The sequence below is a fragment of the Plantibacter sp. VKM Ac-2885 genome (assembly GCF_015351205.1).
Lineage (GTDB): Bacteria > Actinomycetota > Actinomycetes > Actinomycetales > Microbacteriaceae > Plantibacter > Plantibacter auratus.
The window spans coordinates 2,105,891-2,125,804 of sequence record NZ_JADKSK010000001.1 but is presented as its reverse complement, the minus strand read 5'-3'; the positions used below and the strand labels follow the sequence as shown (position 1 = coordinate 2,125,804).

At 67.7% G+C, this 19,914-nt stretch carries 19 protein-coding genes and 1 tRNA gene; 4 read left to right on the top strand and 16 right to left on the bottom strand.

The genetic code is table 11. The annotated features are described in order from the left end of the window. Positions 1-15: 15 nt before the first annotated feature. Entirely contained in the window at positions 16-1,377 is a 1,362-nt protein-coding gene (locus ITJ66_RS10235; RefSeq protein ID WP_194644512.1) for an MFS transporter, read from the bottom strand. Between the two features lie 177 nt (positions 1,378-1,554). Between ITJ66_RS10235 and ITJ66_RS10230 the strand changes: the two genes are divergently transcribed. Further along, positions 1,555-2,211: a TetR/AcrR family transcriptional regulator gene (locus ITJ66_RS10230; RefSeq protein WP_191940983.1), complete on the top strand. Its 657-nt coding sequence runs from the start codon at positions 1,555-1,557 to the stop codon at positions 2,209-2,211. 2 nt (positions 2,212-2,213) lie between these two features. On the opposite strand, the gene ITJ66_RS10225 is transcribed toward ITJ66_RS10230, so the two are convergent. Then, positions 2,214-2,825 carry a TetR family transcriptional regulator gene (locus ITJ66_RS10225; RefSeq protein ID WP_191940982.1) on the bottom strand — a complete coding sequence of 204 codons (612 nt, stop codon included), beginning with the start codon at positions 2,823-2,825 and terminating at the stop codon, positions 2,214-2,216. A gap of 79 nt (positions 2,826-2,904) precedes the next feature. Here ITJ66_RS10225 and ITJ66_RS10220 point away from each other — a divergent pair, with 79 nt between their 5' ends. Then, positions 2,905-3,738 (top strand): SDR family NAD(P)-dependent oxidoreductase, encoded by an 834-nt coding sequence (locus tag ITJ66_RS10220; protein WP_194644511.1) that lies wholly within the window; start codon positions 2,905-2,907, stop codon positions 3,736-3,738. A 165-nt stretch (positions 3,739-3,903) separates the two neighbouring features. Further along, positions 3,904-5,337 (top strand): sugar porter family MFS transporter, encoded by a 1,434-nt coding sequence (locus ITJ66_RS10215; protein ID WP_194644510.1) that lies wholly within the window; start codon positions 3,904-3,906, stop codon positions 5,335-5,337. Between the two features lie 87 nt (positions 5,338-5,424). Here the strand turns inward: ITJ66_RS10215 and ITJ66_RS20155 are convergent, their stop codons facing one another. The 10 genes from ITJ66_RS20155 to ITJ66_RS10165 all read right to left on the bottom strand — a co-directional run bounded on the left by ITJ66_RS20155 (position 5,425) and on the right by ITJ66_RS10165 (position 17,030). Continuing rightward, positions 5,425-6,450 carry a Gfo/Idh/MocA family protein gene (locus tag ITJ66_RS20155; protein ID WP_194644509.1) on the bottom strand — a complete coding sequence of 342 codons (1,026 nt, stop codon included), beginning with the start codon at positions 6,448-6,450 and terminating at the stop codon, positions 5,425-5,427. Next, positions 6,447-7,358, bottom strand: coding sequence for a sugar phosphate isomerase/epimerase (locus tag ITJ66_RS10205; RefSeq protein WP_194644508.1), 912 nt, complete (start codon positions 7,356-7,358; stop codon positions 6,447-6,449). Before ITJ66_RS10205 ends, ITJ66_RS20155 begins: the two co-directional genes overlap by 4 nt. Positions 7,359-7,419: 61 nt before the next feature. Further along, positions 7,420-8,484, bottom strand: coding sequence for a Gfo/Idh/MocA family protein (locus ITJ66_RS10200; RefSeq protein WP_194644507.1), 1,065 nt, complete (start codon positions 8,482-8,484; stop codon positions 7,420-7,422). A gap of 41 nt (positions 8,485-8,525) precedes the next feature. After that, a complete protein-coding gene (locus ITJ66_RS10195; protein WP_079003906.1) occupies positions 8,526-9,449 on the bottom strand; it encodes a sugar phosphate isomerase/epimerase in 924 nt (307 codons plus the stop codon). 42 nt (positions 9,450-9,491) lie between these two features. Continuing rightward, positions 9,492-11,414, bottom strand: coding sequence for a 3D-(3,5/4)-trihydroxycyclohexane-1,2-dione acylhydrolase (decyclizing) (gene iolD / locus ITJ66_RS10190; RefSeq protein WP_228501558.1), 1,923 nt, complete (start codon positions 11,412-11,414; stop codon positions 9,492-9,494). Continuing rightward, positions 11,414-12,349: a 5-deoxy-glucuronate isomerase gene (gene iolB / locus ITJ66_RS10185; RefSeq protein ID WP_194644820.1), complete on the bottom strand. Its 936-nt coding sequence runs from the start codon at positions 12,347-12,349 to the stop codon at positions 11,414-11,416. The genes iolD and iolB overlap by 1 nt, the downstream gene beginning before the upstream one ends. A 114-nt stretch (positions 12,350-12,463) precedes the next feature. Continuing rightward, the gene (locus tag ITJ66_RS10180; protein ID WP_194644505.1) at positions 12,464-13,966 is read right to left on the bottom strand and encodes a CoA-acylating methylmalonate-semialdehyde dehydrogenase; all 1,503 of its coding nucleotides are present in this window, start codon (positions 13,964-13,966) and stop codon (positions 12,464-12,466) included. A 54-nt stretch (positions 13,967-14,020) separates the two neighbouring features. Next, a complete protein-coding gene (locus ITJ66_RS10175) occupies positions 14,021-14,947 on the bottom strand; it encodes a class I fructose-bisphosphate aldolase (RefSeq protein WP_194644504.1) in 927 nt (308 codons plus the stop codon). Beyond that, complete coding sequence (gene iolC / locus ITJ66_RS10170; protein WP_194644503.1) at positions 14,944-15,936, bottom strand: 5-dehydro-2-deoxygluconokinase; 993 nt, start codon at positions 15,934-15,936, stop codon at positions 14,944-14,946. Before iolC ends, ITJ66_RS10175 begins: the two co-directional genes overlap by 4 nt. Positions 15,937-16,454: 518 nt before the next feature. Next, positions 16,455-17,030 carry a cysteine hydrolase family protein gene (locus tag ITJ66_RS10165; protein WP_191940972.1) on the bottom strand — a complete coding sequence of 192 codons (576 nt, stop codon included), beginning with the start codon at positions 17,028-17,030 and terminating at the stop codon, positions 16,455-16,457. Between the two features lie 102 nt (positions 17,031-17,132). On the opposite strand from ITJ66_RS10165, the gene ITJ66_RS10160 reads away from it, so the two are divergent. Then, positions 17,133-17,447, top strand: a complete 315-nt coding sequence (locus tag ITJ66_RS10160; protein ID WP_191940971.1) for a hypothetical protein — start codon at positions 17,133-17,135, stop codon at positions 17,445-17,447. A gap of 162 nt (positions 17,448-17,609) precedes the next feature. Here the strand turns inward: ITJ66_RS10160 and ITJ66_RS10155 are convergent, their stop codons facing one another. From ITJ66_RS10155 to ITJ66_RS10140, 4 genes are all read right to left on the bottom strand, one after another. Continuing rightward, the gene (locus tag ITJ66_RS10155) at positions 17,610-18,311 is read right to left on the bottom strand and encodes a helix-turn-helix transcriptional regulator (protein ID WP_191940970.1); all 702 of its coding nucleotides are present in this window, start codon (positions 18,309-18,311) and stop codon (positions 17,610-17,612) included. Further along, positions 18,308-18,679 carry an amino acid-binding ACT domain-containing protein gene (locus ITJ66_RS10150; RefSeq protein WP_194644502.1) on the bottom strand — a complete coding sequence of 124 codons (372 nt, stop codon included), beginning with the start codon at positions 18,677-18,679 and terminating at the stop codon, positions 18,308-18,310. Before ITJ66_RS10150 ends, ITJ66_RS10155 begins: the two co-directional genes overlap by 4 nt. After that, positions 18,679-19,125, bottom strand: coding sequence for an OsmC family protein (locus ITJ66_RS10145; protein ID WP_194644501.1), 447 nt, complete (start codon positions 19,123-19,125; stop codon positions 18,679-18,681). Before ITJ66_RS10145 ends, ITJ66_RS10150 begins: the two co-directional genes overlap by 1 nt. 690 nt (positions 19,126-19,815) lie before the next feature. Beyond that, positions 19,816-19,888, bottom strand: a tRNA-Val gene (locus ITJ66_RS10140). Positions 19,889-19,914: the final 26 nt, after the last annotated feature.

Sequence of the window (19,914 nt, the reverse complement as noted above, 5' to 3'; positions counted from 1 at the left end):
GTCGATCCCACCGGGTCAGCGAACGGCTTTGACCTTTGTGGAGACGATGATCCCGCCGAGGAGCGCGAGGACCGCACCCGTGAGGTAGAGGATCGTGTAGTTCTTCTCCGCACCGGTGGCACCGAGGGTGATGACGACCGAGGCGAGCAGCGGTGCGACGGCGCTCGGGATCTTCTGCGCGAAGGCGACGACCGCCATGTACCGGCCGGCCTCCTCGCGGTTCGGCAGGATGGCGAAGATGATCGCCTGGTCCACCGTCGCGAACACCGCGATCGCGGTCTGCATCAGCACCGCACCGATGATCAGCTGCGGCAGTGACCACGCGAAGGCCTCGGCCAGGGCGCCGGCGACGAAGAGGAGCGAGGCGATGAGCACGAACAGCCGCCGACGCTTGAGCTTGTCGGAGAGGAACCCGCCGAGTAGCGCAAGACCGGCGGCGGCGACCACGCCGAGCATCCCGATCGTGGCGACGACCCCGGCGACCTCGCGGACCGGGAGGTCGAGCCGCTGCGCGTAGAAGAAGGTGCCGAACGTGGTGTTGAAGTAGAGGCCGATGAAGAAGACGAAGCGACCGAGCCAGTTCCAGGCGAAGTCCGGGTACTTGCGGACGTTGAAGCCGTAGCTGCGGACGACGGAGCCGACCGTGACGGTGTCCGTCTTCGCGAGGTGCTTGGAGCTCCCCTCCGGCTTGATGAGCGGGAAGATCGCGAGGAGGACGGCGCCGATGACGCCGGGGACGAGGAACACGAGGAAGGTGCTGGATGACACCGCGTAGGCGACGCCGATGCCGAGGACCGGAGCGATCTGCGTCATGAGTCCGGTCAACGCCGACACCTTGCCGCGCTGCGACTCGGGGAGCTTGTCGGCCTGCAGGGTCTGGATCGCCGCGCCGCAGATGGACCAGCCGGACATGCCGAGCACCCAGCCGGCACCGACGATGAGGAGGTCGGGTGCGAGTCCCATGACGATGAGGCCGATGAGGCCGATCCCGACGCCGAGGAAGATGAACGGCGTGCGGCGCCCGAGGCGCGAGCGAACGCGGTCGCTCCAGATGCCGATCATGGGGCTGATCACGAGGTAGATGAGCTGGGCTGTCCCGGTGATGTAGCCGAGCACCTCCTCGTGTCCCGGCGCGAGCTCGGAGATGCGGACGGCGATGCCGTACGACAGCGGCACCATCATGGCCATGGACGCGCCGAAGCTGGCGAGCATGAGCCAGAAGATGTAGGAGCGGCTGACCGGGGCCTGTGGCTCCTGCACGGCGGCCGGTGCGGCGTCGAGTCCGTCGGGTTCGGCCTGGGCGCCGGGGGTGGGCTGGGCGGCGGCGATACCGGCGGCTGTGCGCGCGGTGGGATCGGGTTCGTTCGGGGACACCATGACTCCTTCATCGGGTGTGTCGACCGGCTACGGTGCTGGTCTGCGTCCGGGCGACAGCGGTGTGCGACTCCGGCAAACTGTAACCACCATGGTTACTGTTTGGAAACAGTAACCACCCCGGATACAATTGGCAAGTCCCGCGCGGCACCGGTCCGATCCGCGGGAGGAGGGCCCGGCATGACGACGAGCACGGTGACGGACACCACGCCTGAGGCACCGCACCCCTCGGCGCGCCGGGGGCCTCGCGGACCCTATGCGACGACACCCGCGCGCCGCGCCGAGATCATCCGGGCGGCGTCGGCGAGCTTCGCCGAGCACGGCTACGAGCGGGCCTCACTGCGGGACATCGCCTCCCGCGCGAGCGTCACGCACGCCGCGCTCCTCCGCCACTTCGCGACGAAGGACGACCTCCTCCTGGCCGCCCTCGCGCAGCGCGACGCCGACGACCTCGAGCTCGCCCAGCGCATCATGCAGTCGAGACTGCCGGCGGACCGCGTCCTGAGCGCGGTGCTCGAGGAGGACTTCGCCCACCCCGAGCAGCAACGCAACTGGCTCGCGATCACGATCGCGGCGACGAACCCGCACCACCCCGCGCACGACTTCTTCATGGCCCGCCGAGCCCGCATGCGCGAGCACTTCACCGACAAGCGACTGTCGACGGCCGCCGACGGGGAGCAGCTCACCGCCGATGACAAGGTGACGATGACGCTGGCGATGATCGACGGGCTCCGCATCCAGGCGCTCCTGGACCCGGACCGCGAAACCCTTCCGCTGCTCGAAGCGTTCATGCGGTTGATCGCATCACCGGAGGACGGCGCCGCCACGACCGGCTGACGTCAGCGGGTCGGCGAGTCCACCCCGCTCGCACGGATGACGTCGAAGCCGCGGAGCGCCTCCGCGACCGCCTGCGCGGGAGAGGCATGGCGATCACCGGCCGCCCACCAGGCCAGCGCCTCGTCGATCGCGGCCTGGACCGCGGCCCCGACGGCTCGCGGGACGATGTCGGACGGCGAGGCCCCGAGGCGCCGCGCGACGAATGCGATGGTCTGCTCGCGCCACCGCTGGTAGGTCTCCGGCCTCGTCTCACGCAACTCCGGGGTCGTCGCGATGAGGCGCATCCGCGCGCGGCCGACGGCGAGGGCGTCGGCGTCCTGGTCGAACACGTCGAGTACGACGGCGGTGATGGCGTCGGTGATCGGCAGTGAATCGTCGGCCGTCGCGAAGCCGTGGGCCAGCGCATCGATCGCCCCCTCGATGCCACCCCAGACGATGTCGGCCTTCGTCGGGAAGTACCGGTGCAGGGTGCGGACACTCACCCCGACCTCGTCCGCCAGCACGCCCATCGTCGTGCCCTGGTACCCACGGCGGTAGAGCACGTCGAGCGCTCGGGACCGGAGTTCGTCAGGCTCGGAGACGGGCGGGCGGCCTGGGCCCCGTTTGGCGGTCATGTACCCACGCTAGCCTCCCGCCCGCGGGTGGCTTTATGACATACTCTGCCAATACCGTTGTCACGACATGGAGGTCGTCATGCCCTACCCCTTTCCCGATGTCTCCGAGACCCCGCTCGCAGACCTCCTCTCCCTCGCCGGGCGACGAGCCGTCGTCACCGGAGGCGCGCAAGGACTGGGCAAGGCCATCGCCGCCCGACTCGCGGAGGCCGGTGCCGACCTCCTGATCGTCGACCTGCATGAGGACGCCGCGCGCGCAGCGGCCGACGAGCTCCGCGCGCGGTTCGGTGTCACGGCCCTCGGGACCCGCGCCGACGTGAGCGACGCCGCCTCGGTCGCGGCCGCCGCAGACATCGCCGTCGCCGAGCTCGGCGGGATCGACGTCTGGGTGAACAACGCCGGCGTCTTCCCCAACGCCCCCGTACTCGAGATGGACGACGCGACCTGGGATCAGGTCTTCGCCGTGAACACCCGCGGCGTCTTCCTCGGAGCCCGCGAAGCGGCACGACGCATGACTTCGGACGGCTCCGGTGGCGTCATCGTGAACATCGTCTCGACGGCCGGGTTCCAGGTGGCCTTCCCTGGTATGTCCGCCTACGTCAGTTCGAAGCACGCGGCACTCGGGCTCACGAAGTCGCTCGCGGTCGACCTCGCCCCGCTCGGCGTCCGGGTCCTCGGTGTCGCTCCGAGCTTCGTGCCAACGGAGGGGAACCTCGCCGCAGCCACCGCAGCATCCGAGGCCGCTGCAGCCGCCGGCATCGAACTCCCGAAACTCGACGTCATGAACCAGAGCCTCATCGGACGTTTCGGCACCCCGGACGACATCGCCCGCGTCGTGCTCTTCGCAGCGAGCGACCTGTCCATGATCATGACCGGCAGCACCCTGCTGGCGGACGCTGGAGAGACCCTGTAGTTCCTCAGGCTTGGAGCCGATGGGCCCACCCATCTCACCAGATCAGAACACTCACTAGCGCTTGTTGGCAGAATGTCCTAACATAAGGACACATTCTCACCCGGTTCAGCGTCGACAACCGGCCCATCGGGGCTGGAGGCGGGAACACGCAAAGGAGCGAACAACGTGTCTCATGGTGGAACGATCACCAACGCCGTGAAGGTGGCCTTGCCGCCCCTCGGCAATGGCCCCTACAACAAGCGTCTCGGCCTCGTCGCCGTCATCGCGACATTCGGTGGGCTCCTCTTCGGATACGACACCGGGGTGCTCAACGGCGCCCTGTCGTTCATGATGGAGTACTTCGGGCTCAACTCCTTCCAAGAGGGCCTCATCACCTTCACCCTGCTGATCGGCGCTGCTGTCGGCGCCTTCTTCGGCGGGCGGCTGTCGGACCGACTCGGTCGGAAGCGCAACATCCTCATCATCGCCGTCCTGTTCTTCATCGGCGCCGGCGGCTGCGTCATCGCTCCGAGCTACGAGATCCTCCTCGTCTTCCGCTTCATCCTCGGTCTCGCCGTGGGTGGTGCCTCGGTCACGGTCCCGGTCTACCTTGCGGAGGTCGCCCCATTCGAGAAGCGCGGAAGCCTCGTCTCGCGCAATGAACTGATGATCGTCGGCGGGCAGTTCCTCGCCTTCGCCATCAACGCCATCATCGGCAATGTCTGGGGCTCCAACGACCACGTCTGGCGCTATATGCTCGCCATCGCCGTGATCCCGGCGTTCGTCCTGTTCTTCGGCATGCTCCGGATGCCCGAGAGCCCGCGCTGGCTGCTCGCTCGCGGTCGCGACGACGAGGCCCTCGCGGTGCTCCGCCAGGTGCGCTCCGAGGAGCGGGCCGTCGCCGAAATGGAAGAGGTCCGGCAGCTCTCCGTGATCGAGAAGGACGAGCAGTCCGGCACCTTCATGGACATCGTACGGACCCCGTGGATCCGACGCCTCCTCTTCATCGGCATCGGCATCGCCGCCTACCAGCAGCTCACCGGCATCAACTCGATGATGTACTACGGCACCCAGGTGCTCGAGGCCGCCGGCTTCACACGGAACGCCGCACTCAGCTTCAACGTACTGAACGGTGTGATGTCCGTCACGGCGATGCTCGTGGCGCTCTCCATCATCAACCGCTTCAACCGTCGCTCGCTGATGCTGTTCGGCTTCATCGGGACCACGACGATGCACCTGCTCGTCGGTGCCATCGGCCTGGGGCTCCCAGAGGACAACCCCGTCCGCCCGTGGCTGCTCCTCATCGCGATCCTGCTCTTCATCGGGATCATGCAGGGCACCATCGGCCCCCTCGCGTGGCTCATGATCGCCGAGATCTTCCCACTGAAGATGCGCGGCGTCATGATCGGCATCACCGTCCTAGTGCTCTGGTCCACGAACGCGATCATCTCGCTGGCGTTCCCCTCGCTCGTCGAGTCCCTCGGATTCGGAACGTTCCTGCTCTTCGCAGCGGTCGGTCTCCTCGCCATCCTTTTCGTCGCGACGAGCGTCCCGGAGACGAAGGGCAAGAGCCTCGAGTCGCTCGAGGACCACTTCAAAGAGCAGTACAAGACCTTCTGATCCTGGTCCGCACCACAGCGCAGAGCGGCCCGCCCTCATCGAGAGGACGGGCCGTTCTGCTGTGCCGGGAACACGCACCGAGGAATGTCAGACGGACGAGACGTGCACCCAGGTTCCGAGCTCAGCGCTCCGGCGAGCAGCCTCGAGGATCGCGAATGTGGCGAGGGAGCCCTCGACGGCGACGGGGAGGACGCCTGACCCGGTGTCGATCGCCTCACGCACTCCGGCGTAGAAATCCTGCCAGCGACCGTCCGCGCGCGGATATGGTCGCTGCTCACCGGCCGTCGTCGTCAGCGTGCCCCATCGTTCGTGCGGCTCGACACCCCAGCCATGACCGGCCGGTCTCAGACCGGCGAGCATCTGATCCGTCTGGATGTCGAGCCCGCGTACGGTGACGGTACCGGTGCTTCCGGTCACCCGCAGGCGTGGGCGCCCGTCGGGTTGCAGGACGTCGGAAGCGACGATCGACCGGATACCATCCTGGTGCTCGAGGAGCAGGTCGAAGGCGTACTCGTACTCGTCACCCGGCCGGCGGTCGATCGTGGCGAACACCCGCTGGACAGGCCCGAGCGCGTCACGAACCTGGTCCACGGTGTGACTGCCCAGATCCAAGAGTTGACCGCCGCCGGATCCGTCTCCGGTCGCGCGAGGTTCCCACCGGTCGAGGACGTTCTCGACGAGGCGGATGTCACCGACGGCGCCCGAGCGCACGATCGCCTGCAGCGTTCGGGCCTCGGAATCCCAACGCCGGTTCTGGAAGACGCTGAGCAGGACGCCTCGATCAGCCGCGTAGGCGACGAGTTCACGCGCCTCGGCAAGGCTGCTCGCCATCGGCTTGTCGACGATAACAGGGACTCCGGCGTCGATCACGCGCTTGGCGATGTCGAGCCGACCCGATGGCGGCGTCGAGATCGTCACGATGTCCACACCCGCTGCGAGCAGATCGTCGACGGTGTCGTACACGGGCACCCCGGGATGGTCGGCGGCGAGCTCCGCCCGGCGGGCAGCAGAACGGGTCACGACCCCGGCGAGGACCCCCTCGCCGAGAGCGGCGACGAACGGGGCGTGGAAGGTGCGTCCGCCGAATCCGTAGCCGACGAGGCCGAGTCTCACGCTCCGGCGCCCACTCCCCCGTCGTTGGTGTTCGTACGCGCCGCGTCCACGAGCTCATGGAGTCGGGTGAGCTGTGACCGGGAGACCTCGTCGGCCCGCTCATCCTCGGCGAAGACGTTGGACACGATGATCGCATCGTCGCGGTCCAGGAAACCCGTCCGCGCCAGCACGTCGAACAATCGCGTCCAATCGACGTCGCCGTCGCCGATCGCGAGGTGCTGGTGCACCCGAGCAGCGTTCCCCGGCGGGTTGCTGATGTACCGGAGTCCGTGGGAGCGGTGGTGGTCGAACGAATCGGCGGCGTACACCGCGCCGAGCCGGTCGCCGATCTCGGGCAGCAGGGTCGTCGCGCGGTCGCCGTAGTGGAAGGTGTGGGACGCGACGTACACGAAGCCGACCGATGCCGAGTTGAGACCGCGGATGATGCGCCATGCCTCAAGACCGTCCTCGACGAAGTCGTCGGGGTGCGGGTCGAAGTTGATCCGGACACCCTCCCGCTCGGCCAGCGGCAACAACGTCTCCATCGAGCGGTAGAACGCGGCTTCGGAGTCCTCACTGCGCTCCGGGCGCCCGCTGAACTCGGTGTTGAGGGTGTCGACGCCGAGTTCCACGGCGAGGTGGATGGTGCGCGAGAAGTTCCGCACGGCCGCCTCCCGCTGCTGCTCCTCCGGTGAGGAGATGCGTTGCACCGGCAGGAGCGCCGGAATCGTGATCCCGGCGTCGGCGACGCGCTTGCGCAGGGCGGCGACGAGGGCGTCATCGGCCTTGGGGTACCGGAAGAACGGCCCGAAGTCGGCGTGCGGCGTCAGCTGTAGATGGTCGTATCCGAGCCGCGCGGCGATGTCCGGGAAGTCGAGCAGTGCATAGTCGTGGTGATACGGGGTCGGATCGAGGGCGATGCGGACCATCGGGGAACTCCTTCGTCAGTGCGTCCGCCCGGCATCGCGAGGCTTGCCGGCCGGACGCGGATCAAGCGTAGAACGCGGGGCGCTCGGGAATGGCGACCGGCACCGGGCCGTCGGTGGTGAGTGCCGCGACTCCCGCTTCACACGCGAGCGCCACCTTGTAGCCATCCCATGCGTTCGGCCCGTCGACGAGGGTGCCCCCGCGGACCGCGTTCACCCAGCGCTGGACCTGCTCGTCGTATGCCGCGGCGAACCGCGTCACGAAGCTCGTGTGGTCGGCGACGCTGAAGCGGCCGTCCTTCCACTGCTGGAGGCCGGACGGCTGACCGATCCGCGCGATGCTCTCGGCGAAGACCGCCTCGGTCGCGACCTGATAGCCGAACTGGACGCTCACGTTCATCTCGACGTCGATGAGGACACCGTTCGCGAGCTCGATGATGACGAGGATCGGCTCGCGCAGGTGGTCAGGGCTCAGCCGGTTGCGACGCGGGTACTTCACCTCGACGCTCGCGACGGTGGAGCCTGCCACCCACGGCAGCACGTCGAACTCGTGCACGACGGAGTCGGTGATGAGCATCGTCTGCGTGTAGGTGTCGGGGACGACCGCGTTGCGGTGGACACCGCGGAGCATGAGGAGCTCGCCGGCCTCGCCGGACTCGACGAGGGCGCGCAGCTGCTGGTACTCGGCGTCGAACCGGCGCATGAACCCGACCTGGATGTGCGGTCGGTCGAGCTGCTGCTCGGCCTCGAGCACCCGCCACGACGACGTGGAGTCGGGCGTCAGCGGCTTCTCGCAGAGGATCGGGAGTCCGGCGGCGAGTGCCGGCAGGAGCACCGGCTCGTGGAACTGCCCGGGGGTCGCGATGAGGACGGCGTCCACGGCGCCGGCCGCGATCGCGTCCTCGATCCGCGTGAACGCCTGGGCCCCGGGGGCGTTGGCGGCCGCGGCTGCGGCGCGGCCTGCGTCCGGTTCGATGATCGCCGCGACGACCGCACCGCTCACGCGTTCGGTGATCCGTTTGACGTGGTCGGCTCCCATCAGGCCGGCACCGACGATGCCGACCCGGAGGTCGCCGGTCCGTGCGTCGGTCCCCGTGGGACGGTCGGTGGTCTGGGTGGTGGTGCTCATGGCGTCGGTGCCTTCCGTGGGTTCTGGCTGGTCGGGGTGGGTCAGCTGACGCGGGCCGCGGCGGTCTCGCCGAAGATGTGCTCGCGCGTGCGCTTGGCGATGGGGAACGGGCGATCGATCGAGCAGCCGTACATGTCCTGCTCGACGATCCCGAAGATCTGCGGGTCGAGTGCAGCGACGCGTTCGATGATCGGACCGAGCTCCGGGACCCCGAACGGCGGCTCCACCATGATGTCCTGGGTGACAGCCTCCGCGAACGGTACGTCGTTCTTCAGCACGTCGAACAGCAGGCTCGTGTCGACCTGCTTCAGGTGCAGGTAGCCGATCCGCGACGGGTGGTCGTCGATGAGCTTGAGGTTGTCGCCGCCGTAGTAGGAGAAGTGGCCCGTGTCGAGGCAGAGGTTCGTGTACCGCTCGTCGGTCTCCGCGAGGAAGCGCTCGACCTCTCTGGTCGTCCCGACGTGGCTGTCGGCGTGGGAGTGGAACTGCTGCTTGATCCCGAACTCCTCGAGGAGGGCCTTGCCGAGGCGATCGTGCCCGGCGGCGAGCTTCGCCCACTGCCCGTCGTCGAGGGTGCGAGCCTCGAGGACCTCACTCGTCGCGTCACTGCGCCACAGGTCCGGGATCACGACGAGGTGCTCGGCCCCGAGCTTCGAGACGAGCCCGGCGATGTCGAGCGCCTGGTCCCAGGCGCGCTTCCACTGGTCGTCGCCCTTGTGGAAGCCGGTGAAGACGGTTCCCGCCGAGAGCTTGAGCCCACGGGCGCCGAGTTCGTCGGCGAGCTGGTTCGGATCGGTGGGGAGGTACCCGTACGGGCCGAGCTCGATCCACTCGTAGCCGGAAGCGACGACCTCGTCGAGGAAGCGCTCCCACGGGACCTGCTTCGGGTCGTCGGGGAACCAGACGCCCCAGGAGTCGGGAGCGGTGCCGATACGGATCGACGGGGTGGTGGTGGATGCTGACATCGGGTTCCTTCGGTACTCGTTCGTGGGATCCTGGTCGTTCACTCAGCCGAGCAGCGGCTTCTGGGTGGCCTTGATCTCGGCGTACTCCTCGTACGCACGCTGCGTGCTCGGCAGCTCGGAGACCGCGGGCACGGGGACGTCCCACCAGCCCTCGCCGTCGGGCGCGTACAGCAGCGGGTCGCTGTTGATGTGGATGAGCGTCGTCCGGTCGGAGGCCTTCGCGGTCGCCAGGGCCGCCCTGAGGTCGTCGATCGACGAGGCGCCGGGCTCGACCTCGATCACGTCGACGCCGTAGCTGCGCGCGTTGGCGGCGAGGTCGACGGGCAGGATCTCCTCGCCCTGGAAGTTGCGGGCCTCGGGATCGAGGCTGCGGTACCAGGTGCCGAAGCGCTCGGATCCGACCGTCTCCGACAGATGTCCGATCGAGGCGTACCCGTGGTTCTGGATGAGGACGACGATGAGCTTGATGCCCTCGGCGACCGCGGTCACGAGCTCCGTGTGCAGCATGAGGTAGGACCCGTCGCCCACCATCACGACCACGTCGCGGTCGGATCCGCTCGCCTCGGCACCGCGCTTCACCCCGAGCCCGCCGGCGATCTCGTACCCCATGCAGGAGAAGGCGTACTCGACGTGGTAGCCGAGGGCGTCCCGCACGCGCCACAGCTTGTGGAGGTCGCCGGGGAGTGATCCCGCCGCCTGGACGATGACGTCCTCAGGCTGGGTCGACGATTGGACGGCACCGATGATCTCCGCCTGTCCGGGGAGGGCGAGTCCCGACGGCTCGAAAGCGGCGTCGACGGTCGCGTCCCATGCCGCCTTTTCACGGCGGATGGTCTCGGCGTAGTCGGCAGCGACTCGGAACCGAGCGAGCTCATCGTGGAGCGCTTCGACCGTCTCCCGCGCGTCGGCGACGACGGCGATCTGCGTCCCATGCTTGTAGGCGTCGAAGCTCGCGACGTTGACGTTGACGAAGGTCACGCCCTCGGCTTGGAACGCCGTGCGGCTCGCCGTGGTGAAGTCGCTGTAGCGAGTGCCGATGCCGATCACGACGTCTGCCTCCGCCGCGAGACGGTTGGCCGCCGTCGTCCCGGTGGCGCCGATCGCGCCGACATTCTGCGGGTGGTCCCAGACGAGCGACCCACCACCGGCCTGCGAGGTGCCGACGGGGATGCCGGTCGCCTCGACGAGCAGACGCAGCGCCTCCTCCGCGTTCGAATAGATCACTCCCCCGCCGGCGATGATGATCGGACGCTTCGCCCCGCGGATCGCCGCGACGGCGCGGGCAAGCGCAGCTCGTTCCGGCAGCGGACGGCGCAGGTGCCATTCACGGTTCTGCAGGAATTCGAGTGGGACGTCGACGGTCTCCGCCTGCACATCCTCCGGCAGCGCGATCGTGACCGCACCCGTCTCGGCGGGGTCGGTGAGCACACGCATGGCGGCGAGGGCGATCGAGAACAGCTGCTCGGGCCGCTGCACCCGGTCGAAGAACCGGGACAGCGGACGGAACGCGTCGTTGACGGTGATGCCGATGTCGTGGGGCAGCTCGAGCTGCTGGAGGACCGGGTCTGCGACGCGCGTCGCGAAGGTGTCACTGGGCAGCAGCAGCGCCGGAAGCCGGTTGGTGGTGGCGAGGGCGGCACCGGTCAGCATGTTCGCGGCACCCGGGCCGACCGAGGCCGCGCTCGCGAAGGTGCCGAGGCGGCGGTGCATGCGGGCGTACCCGACGGACTGGTGCACCATCGCCTGCTCGTTGCGTGCCTGGAAGTACGGCATGAGATCGGGTTGCAGGGAGTTCGCCTGCTTGAGTGCCTGACCCAGTCCGGCGACGTTGCCGTGTCCGAAGATGCCGAACATGCCGGGGATGGTCCGCTCACGGTGGTCCCCGTCCACGGTCCACTGGTGACCGAGGAATTCAACGAGCGCCTGGCTCACCGTCATCCGTTTCGTCCTGGGGTTCGTCGCCATCATTGCTGTCCTTCTGCGTTGGTGCGGATGTTCGTCTGAGATGCTGTGGGACCGACGTAGGGCAGCCGCGGGTCGATGTCCTGGCCCTCCCAGCTCTGGCGGATCCACGCGTGTGCGGGGTCGTCGCTGATGTTCCAGACCCGTTCGTGGTCGGGTCCGGCCATGACGTTCAGGTAGTAGAGGTCGTACCCCGGCGCGGCGACGGCAGGACCGTGGTATCCGAAGGGGACGAGCGCGATGTCACCGGTGCGGACGATCGCGTTGATGTCGATCTCCCCGGCGGGTGAGGAGTAGGTCGCGAACATCCCGAAGGGGTCCGCGGCCGTCGATGCTTCCAGACCCTTCGAGACGGCGGACTCGAAGTAGTAGATCTCCTCGAGGCGCGATTCCGCCCCAGGCAGGTGCTCGTCGTGCTTGTGGGCGGGGTAGGACGACCAGTTCTCTGCGGGCGTCACGACCTCGCACACGATGAGCTTCGCGGCGTCGAGCGCGTCCGGCGTGCCGAAGTTGTGGACCTGACGACTCGACCGGCCCGCGCCGCGCAGCTCGACGGGGATCTCCTCCGCAGCGACATGACGCGTCGGGTGGACCGCCGTCGTCGAGGCCTCGGCCACAGCGACTCGACCGGCTCCGCTCAGCACGCACGCTGTCCCCGCACCCATGTAGAGGACGTCGGTCGGTCCGTCGAAGACGGATCGACGGCCGGAGAGCGCCGTCGTGCCGTCCCGCTGCTCGGCGTCCGTCCAGCTGATGCTGAAGGAACCGGCGAGCGGGACGACGATCCGTTCCACATCGCCCGCCGGGAGGTCGATGGCATCACCGTCGGCGAGGACCGCGACGCGGAGACCCGTGTGCGCCCAGCCGTCGATCGAGCCGTCGACGACGCTCTCCCAGCCGTCTCGGGCGAGGTCACCCCGCTCGTACATCCACTGCATGTTGTTCACTCCGTCGTGTGTGATTCGATCATGCCCTTCGACAGGACTGCGGAACGATGTCGGCTCGGGCACCGCGCCGTTCCCTGGGCCTGTCGAAGGGCCGTCCGGGCAACCTCAGTTCTGGGGGAAGCCGAGGTTGATGCCGCCGTGGGAGGGGTCGAGCCAGCGGGAGGTGATGGCCTTCTGCTGGGTGAAGAAGCGGACGCCCTCGGCACCGTGGGCCTTGGTGTCGCCGAACAGCGAGTCCTTCCACCCGCCGAAGGAGAACGTCGCGACCGGGACGGGGATGGGCACGTTGATGCCGATCATGCCGACCTGGATCTCGTTCTGGAACCGCCGTGCCGCACCGCCGTCGTTGGTGAAGATCGCCGTCCCGTTCCCGAATGCACCGCCGTTGATGAGTGCAACACCCTCCTCATACGAGGCCACGCGGACGACGGCGAGGACGGGTCCGAAGATCTCCTCCGTGTACACCTTCGACGTCGTCGGGACGTTGTCGATGAGGGTCGGGCCGAGCCAGAACCCGTTCGGGTCACCGTCGATGGGCGTGTTGCGGCCGTCGACGACGATCGTCGCGCCGTCGGCTTCAGCGATGTCGAGGTAGGACGCGACCTTGTCGCGGTGCACCTTCGTCACCAGCGGCCCCATGTCGCAGTTCCGACGTCCGTCACCGATCCGCAAGGTCGCCGCACGTTCGGCGATCTTGGCGATGAGCTCGTCCGCGACGGGCTCGACGGCGACGACCACGGAGATCGCCATGCACCGCTCACCCGCGGAGCCGAAGCCGGCGTTGATCGCGGAGTCGGCGACGAGGTCGAGGTCGGCGTCGGGCAGCACGAGCATGTGGTTCTTCGCCCCGCCGAGCGCCTGGACGCGCTTGCCGTGTGCGGTGCCGGTCTCGTACACGTACTTCGCGATCGGCGTGGAACCGACGAAGGAGATCGCACGGACGTCGGGGTGGGTGAGGAGCCCGTCGACGGCCTCCTTGTCACCGTTCAACACCGTGAACACCCCGTCGGGGAGCCCGGCTTCCTTCCACAGCTTCGCGAGCCAGATCGCCGCGGACGGGTCCTTCTCGCTCGGCTTCAGCACGACCGTGTTCCCGGCCGCGATCGCGATCGGGAAGAACCACATCGGCACCATCGCGGGGAAGTTGAACGGCGAGATGATCCCAACGACCCCGAGCGGCTGCTTCGTGGAGTACACGTCGACACCGGTCGAGACCTGCTCGGAGAACTCACCCTTGAGGTGGTGCGCGAGACCGGTCGCGAACTCCACGACCTCCTGACCGCGCGTGATCTCACCCAACGCGTCGGAGACGACCTTGCCGTGCTCCGCCGTGATGATCTCCGCCAGCTCACCCTTCTTCGCCTCGAGCAGCTCACGGAACTTGAACACGACCTGCTGACGCTTCGCGAGTGACAAGTCGCGCCAAGCCGGGAAGGCCTTGGCAGCCGATGCGACAGCTGCGGCGATCTCGTCCTGATCGGCGAGCGCGACGTGCTTCGTCGCGACACCGAGCGCGGGGTCGTAGACCGGGGCGGTGCGACCGGAACTGGAGGGGGCTTCGGCTCCGTCGATCCAGTGCGGGACGACGGGGAGGGAGTCAGTGCTCATGATGCGGGTGGTTCCAATCTGTGAAGGATCAGCGATCGCGGCGGATCGGGAGGCTCAGGAGGGGAGGTCGGCGTGGACGAGCCCCGCCGCGGTGTCGACTGCAGCGGAGACATCGCCGTCGGCCGGGTAGATCAAGGTGCGTCCGACGACCAGGCCGCGGACACCGGGCAGTTCGAGGGCTCGTTCCCAGGACGAGTAGACGTCGTCCTGATGGCCGTTCGGCTCGCCACCGAGCAGGAGTGTCGGCATCGAGGTGGCAGCCATGACGCGTTCCATCTCCTCGACGACCGGCAGCTTCATCCAGGTGTACGCCGAACTCGATCCGAGACCGGACGCGATGGCGATCGAGGTGATGACCGCCTCGGCTGAGAGGTCGTTGACGATCCGTCCCTCGCGCCACTCACTCATGAACGGTTCGAGCATGATCGGCACACGAGCCTCGACCGCCTGGTCTACGGCACGGGCGTTCGCCTCGATGGTCGCGACCGATCCGGCATCGCCGAGGTTCACCCGGAGGAGTGTCTTGGCGAAGTCGAGACCGTCTCGCACGATCCCGGGAATGTCGTAGCCGGTGAAACGGTCGTCCATCTCGAACGCGGCGCCGCGCAGCCCACCCCGGTTCATCGACCCGACCACGACCTTGTCGTCGAGCAGGCCGAGGAGGGCGAGGTCGTCGACGATGTCCGGGGTGCCCAGCACGCCGTCGACACCAGGGCGCGAGAGCGCGAGCGCGAGGCGGTCCAGAAGCTCGTACCGGTCGGCCATGGCCATCGACTCGTCGCGCACACCGAGGGCTCCGCGAGCCGGGTGGTCGGCAGCGACGATGAAGAGTCGACCGTCACCGCGGATGAGCTCGCGCCGACGCCGGCCGGCATGGGCACGGGCGATGGCGGCCGGGTCGGATGCGCGGACCTCTCGCAGGCGCTCGAACTCGCTTTCGCGGAGGAACCGCGATGTCCTGGCGTTGTTCACGATGGTCATCGGGCACCTCCGAGTTCTGCTGCACCGACGGTGCCGATGGTGTCGAGGATCTCGAGCACCTCGGTGGAGTTCGGCATGGCCGTCGAGCACTCCCGCCGCGACGCGACGATCGCCCCGGCGATGTTGGCGAACCGCAGGATCTTCTCGAGACCCCACCCTTCGATGAGTCCGTGGCAGAGGGCGCCACCGAAGCTGTCCCCCGCGCCGAGTCCGTTCACGACGTCCACGAAGTACGGCGGGACCTCGACGGTCTCGTCGCGCGTTTTGGCGAGGACCCCCTTCGGACCCTGTTTGACGACGGCGAGTTCGACGCCGCGTTCCAGCAAGGCGTCTGCAGCGCGGTGCGGATCCGTCTCGCCGACAGCCACCTCGCACTCCTCACGGTTGCCGACCGCGACCGTGACGTGTTCGAGCGCTCGCCCGACCTGGGCGGAGGCCTGCTCGGCCGAGTTCCAGAACATCGGACGGTAGTCGAGGTCGAGGATCGTCAGCGGCCGGCGGGCGCGGGCTTCCCACGCGGTGAAGTGGGCCGAGCGGCTCGGTTCCTCACTGAGCCCCGTCACCGTCGCCCAGAACACCTTGGCGCGGTAGATCGCGTCGAGGTCGAGGGACTTCGACGTGATCGTCAGGTCGGGCGCCTTCGGCTTCCGGTAGAAGTACAACGGGAAGTCGTCCGGCGGGAAGATCTCGCAGAAGGTGACCGGCGTCTGCAAGTCCGCCTCCCAACCGACGAACTCGTCAGCGACGCCGAGGCGCTCGAGTTCGCGATGGACGTATCGACCGAAGGGGTCGTTGCCTGTCCTGCTGATGAGCGCCGTCGGGTGCCCGTGCTGGGCCGCGGCGACAGCGACGTTGGCGGCGCTCCCCCCGAGATACTTGCCGAAGGTGTCGACGTCCTCGAGCCCGAGGCCGTCCTGCAACGGGTAGATGTCGACGCCGACGCGTCCCATGGTGACGACGTCGTACGTGGTGGCTGATGGAGCGGTCATACGTCTCTGTACAACTTTCTGTGAGCTGTTCGGTGAGGCCATGACCAGCATACACAGAATGTCTTAACAAATGAACATGGATCGAGAATCTTGCTTACGGGCCAACCCGTCCGCTGGGACGCCACGGGGACGTAGCCAACAGTGGGAGCCAAGACCTGCTGGGCGTCCATACGAAGAAGCCCCGAGATCCGCATGATCTCGGGGCTTGCTGTTCGGTGGGCCCTGCCGGGATCGAACCGACGACATCCACGGTGTAAAGGCTCTCGGATAGGGCAGTTCCGCCTGTTTCCGCGCTTCAGGCGTTGCTCGACGCTCCTCACTGCAGCAGCTGTTGCATCGTGAGGGGACGGCTCGGGGACGAGCGGCGGGTTGGAAGTCACGGCTTCAGATCGTGGCGGACAGATGGGCCCGCCCGGCCAACGGGAGAGCTCACTCCGACCGGCACAGCGGCGACCGTCAGGGTCGATGCCGCCCTGGCAAACCGATAGCGACCTGGAGAACGGCGACGTCCTGTCAGTTCACGAGCATGCCGCGCGGACGACCTCGTTCGTCGTCTGGACCACCGCGAATTCCTGGTGCAGGCTGGCCAGGGCGGCGTCGTGCAGCTCGGTCGCCGACCACCGTCGCCCATCGGGACCGAGTCGCTCGAACGTCGCCGTCGCATCACTGACGATGGTGACGTGGAAACCGAGATTGGCCGCCATGCGGGTTGTGGTGGACACACAGTGATCGGTCGTCAGGCCACAGATGACCAACGATGAGATGCCGGCACGGCGCAGCTGCACCTCCAGATCAGTGCCGATGAACGCGCTGTTGACGGTCTTGACCACGACCGGCTCCCCCGCGACCTCGCGAGCCTCCGGCTTGACCTCGTAACCGGGCCCACCCAGCGAGAACAGTTGACCCTCGCTGGCGCTCTGATGTCTGACGTGGAACACCGGTCGACCGGCCAGGCGCCAGTCGCTCAACAACATCCCGACGTTCGATTCGGCATCGTGGTTGTTGCGTTGCCCCCACTGTGGATCGTCGAATGCCTGCTGGACGTCGATCACGAGGAGCGCGGTCTTCTCCCGGGCGGTGACTGGATCGTTCATGCTTCCACTGTGCAGCGGGCCCGCCGGAGGTGCCATGTCCATCGCGCCAGAAGGCCCCCATTTCCGGACAAAGCACCGAATGCGGCCGCTAGGCTCGCCGGCATGACCGACCAGCCGAACGTTCCCATCAGCCGTGAAGAGATCGAGGCCAAGTACAACACCAACACGCCGCGAGAGCGCTACTCCAATCCATACTTGCGAACGATGGGATTGGCGGCCGCCATTCTGGTGGCGATCGGTCTGTTGGTCACCGCTGCAACGTTCTCGAGCTACAGCGGCGCGGCCGGTGGTCTCTCATTGATCTTGGCAGGACTGACCATCGCCGTGTTCTGGCTGCTCGCCGGCGCCGTCGTGCACGCCGTTCGATCTCTCCACCAAGCGCCCAGCACACGGCGCGCAACCGAACAACCGGACTAGCGCGCACGGCGCCCGCCGGGCGCTGAGCATCGGCACGACGGCTGCGGGTCGACCCGTAGTTCCTCGCCTGTGGCGGGCGACTTCACGTCAGGTTGACGCGCATTCGACGACGGTCGCGTCGTCGACGAGCGCTCGCACCTGGGGCTCAGTAGCGCAGCTTGGCTACGCCTCGCATGCGGAGATCGTTGCCTCCAAGGTACTGAGCCCCAGCGCACCACGCTCGGTGAGCCGGACGGCCCGCGAGTCGGGGCGACGGGTGATCCACTGCTGCGTTTCCATCGCCTCCAGGATTTGAGCTCCAACCTGGCCGGCGACGTGAGCGCGGCGCCCGGTCCAGTCCAGGCAGCCTCGTGACCACGGCCGTGAACCAGAACCAGGATGCAGACGGAGCGACTCCACAACGGGGCCAGCCGGGAACGGTGACGGGGCGTTCTCCGTCGCCGCGGTGCGGATGCTCGAGAGGATGCTTGCGTGGACGAGCAGGTCCGTGACGCGTAGGCCGAGATCTCCGGCGAGATGGTCGTAGCAGGTCCGCGCCTCCCGGAGATCGGCCGAGACTCGGTGCTGTCGGAAGGACCGCACGACCGTGCGAGGGGCGATGGCCTGGAGCGCCTCCACCGCCCGGGCGACCTCGTCGTTCGTCAGACGGAAGAAGCGGTTCCTGCCCACCCGATCGACCGTGACGATGCCTGCGTCGAGGAGCACGCGGAGATGCTCGCTGGCGGTGGAGGCTGAGACGCCGGCAGCGCGGGCGAGCTCCCCAGCGGGGATGGCACGGCCACCGAGCAGCGCTGTCACGATCCGGCCGCGAGCGGGATCACCGAGTGCTCGCGCCGGCACCGAGATGTCCGCGTCGCCGGTCACGACCCGGCCGTTTCGAGCGCTCGACGGGCAGCGGCGACATCGTCCACGAGCAGCACCTTGCGGTTGTCATGGTCGCTGTACTGGCCGTGCAACACCACACCGGCCCCGGCGAGCCGCTCCATCATCCGGCCGAGCGCACCCGGCGCATCCACGACGAGATCGACCACGAGCGCTTCCCGCACGAGCACCGGCCCGAACCCGATCCCACGCAATACCTCCCCAGCGCAAGCCCCCTCAGCTACGAGATAGTGCGCCACTCCCGACCACAGGCCCCCGCCCTCCAAGCCGATGCCGGCCGCACCCAATGCGCGTCCGATCGCCGCGAGGGAGGAAGCACCGTCCGGGGCCGGGATCTCGATGTCGAACATCACCGCACCGTGATCTCGGGTTCGAGGGTGACGACGGCGGTGAGGCTGTTCGCGATGTAACACTGCCGGTGGGCTTTCTCCAGGAGTCGCTCCACCGCTCCCGTCGTCGTGCCCTGGGCCACGATCGTCGGTCGAAGCACGATCTCGGTGAGCCGCATCGGACGTGTGTCGTCCGGCATGATCCCGGTCGCGGCGTCCCGGTAGTCGATGATCTCGACGCCTGCATGGGCGGCGACCGCGAGGAACGACAGCAGCTGACACGAACTCGCCGCCGCCACCAACAATTGCTCAGGGTTCGGCAACCCGCTGTCGCCTCGGAACTCGGCCGCTGCGCTCAGGTCGATCGACGAATCCCCCAACCGCACCCCATGGCGACGGCTGTAGGTCTCGTAGGCATCGGTCCGCCCGCTCCACGTCACGGTAGCGGTGTAGTTGTGCGTCGTCATGCAACCACGCTAGGTCGCGAATGCTTCGGCAAGTACCGAAACAACACCGCTACGGCGTTCGGTGGTTCGCGGGAGAAATCGGCGTGGCGGTCGCGTTCTGCCTTTCCTGGCTGCTGTGTTTCTTCCGCACTGCAGGTCACGACGCATTCACTCACATCTGATCGGACACGGCGTGCTCTGCGGCGCTATGCTCCGGGCAGGTCATCACCCCGACGAGAGCCTGCCTCGGATGATTAGGGTCCGGAGAGACAGCGGGGCACACGTCTCCGCTCCTGCACACGCCTCTACCGACGTCGGAGCGACGTGCCCGAACCCGCCGCCCCGAGACCAGAGCAGCGTGTCATGCGCGGAACCCGAATCCCGTGCTGGCCCACAACTGCGCCGGTCCCGTGCATGGTAGATCTGTCGCGCCGGGCCCACAAGGTGCAATCGGCACGGTGCAGGGCGGAGACTGTGCGGCGCGATCCCACGCGGGCGCTGCTGAATCGACTCCACCCACACGATCGGTGTCCGCTCCAACGCTGCGGCCGTAGCTCGCATCAACGCGCTCATCGACATCGGCGGTGCTGCCGTTCGCGCCCCAAGGCCTCCGGTCGTCGAACTCTCCAACATCGAGTGTCCGGCGATGAGGCGCGCACGGCTGAGCGAAAAGGCCCCGAGATGCCCATGATCTCGGGGAACTTCCTTCGGTGGGCCCTGCCGGGATCGAACCGACGACATCCACGGTGTAAACGTGGCGCTCTACCAGCTGAGCTAAAGGCCCGCGATCGGATGGAAGCGTCCGATGCG